Annotated in this window: 2 protein-coding genes; both read right to left on the bottom strand. The window is 53.5% G+C overall.

The genetic code is table 11. From position 1 onward, the window contains the following. Positions 1 to 32: 32 nt before the first annotated feature. Positions 33 to 875 carry an IS3 family transposase gene (locus B4U49_RS19535; RefSeq protein ID WP_420811454.1) on the bottom strand — a complete coding sequence of 281 codons (843 nt, stop codon included), beginning with the start codon at positions 873 to 875 and terminating at the stop codon, positions 33 to 35. A gap of 11 nt (positions 876 to 886) precedes the next feature. After that, positions 887 to 1,195, bottom strand: a complete 309-nt coding sequence (locus B4U49_RS00510) for a transposase (RefSeq protein ID WP_204902953.1) — start codon at positions 1,193 to 1,195, stop codon at positions 887 to 889. Between the last annotated feature and the right edge of the window lie 132 nt (positions 1,196 to 1,327).

Genomic DNA, 1,327 nt, shown 5'->3' with positions numbered 1-1,327 from the left:
CTGGTCTTACCCACAAAAAGTAGACACTATAACTATGCGCATTTTCGCTCATACTCTGCTGGACTTGTGTAACCCAGTGTAGAGTGCCTACGTACTCTGTTGTAGAAAACCTCGATGTATTCAAACACCTCGGACTTCGCTTGACTGATACTCTCAAAGCCTACTGCGTACACCAGCTCCACCTTTAGCCGACTAAAGAACGATTCCATCGCGGCATTGTCCCAGCAGTTTGCTTGGCGACTCATACTGGGACGACAGCCGTTCGCCAATAGTAGATCCTGGTACCCTTGGGCTCGATACTGCACGCCTCGATCTGAATGTACGATCAGTCCCGGCTTAGACCCCCTTTGCTCCAGAGCCATGTTCAGTGCTCTCCGCGTGAGTTCTTCCGTCATCTGGGTATCCAGCGCCCAGCCGACGATGCGTCGGGAATACAGATCCATCACTGCCGCGAGATACAGCCAGCGATCCCTCACCCAGATATAAGTGATATCGCTGGTCCAGCGACGGTTAGGCCGGTCAACCTCGAAGCACCGCTTCAGTAGGTTTGCAGCGACATTCACCTTACCCTCGACCGCCCTGCTGTAACGAAAGCCCTTACCGTTCCTCGCTCGAATATGCTCTTTGTGCATGATTCCAGCGATATAGTTCGTTGAGCAAGGTATGCCCGCATCCGATAATTCTCGGGCGATCCTGGGAGCGCCATATCGAGCCTTGAAGTCTTCAAAGGTATCTCTAACCTTCTCTGTGACACGCTTCCTGCGAATAGCACGCTCACTTTCGCCCCTGCCTAGCCAGCGGTAATAACCTGACGCCGACACTTCCAGGCACCGACACATCAAGCGTATCGGGTACAACCCTACATGCTCGCGTATCAGCGCGTACTTTACTCTTGGTGGTTCGCAAAGTACGCAGCTGCCTTTTTTAGAAACTCGACCTCTTGGCGAGCCTCGTGCAATTCCTTCTTGAGCCGGCGTACTTCTGCACTCTCTTGCTTCGAGTAATCGACACCATCCAGGCTATTAAACTGCTTCTCTGAGAGTCGGTTAAACTGGCGTCGCCAGTTATAGATCTGCTGAGCACTGACACCCAGCTCTCGAGCGACAGAGGCAGTAGTCGCCCCAGGCTTCTCCGCCCTCTTTACTGCCTCTCTACGAAACTCTTCCGTATACGCCTGAGTTCTCTTCTTACCCATGGTGCACCTCCGTGTTAGGCCGAAGCCTAACTATACAAGGTGTCTACTAAACGTGGGTAAGTCTTACAGTTAACGCCCACAGCAGGGGCGGCCGAAGCGTAGCGTAGGCCGTCCCGCGGAGACCCGAAGGGC

This window comes from Microbulbifer mangrovi (genome assembly GCF_002009015.1).
In the GTDB taxonomy this organism is placed as follows: domain Bacteria; phylum Pseudomonadota; class Gammaproteobacteria; order Pseudomonadales; family Cellvibrionaceae; genus Microbulbifer; species Microbulbifer mangrovi.
The sequence above is the reverse complement of the archived record's forward strand: the minus strand, read 5'-3'. Positions and strand labels throughout refer to the sequence as shown.

Coding starts and splice junctions, on each gene's coding strand:
- B4U49_RS00510 (WP_204902953.1), bottom strand. CDS start 1,195: ATGGGTAAGAAGAGAACTCAGGCGTATACGGAAGAGTTTCGTAGAGAG.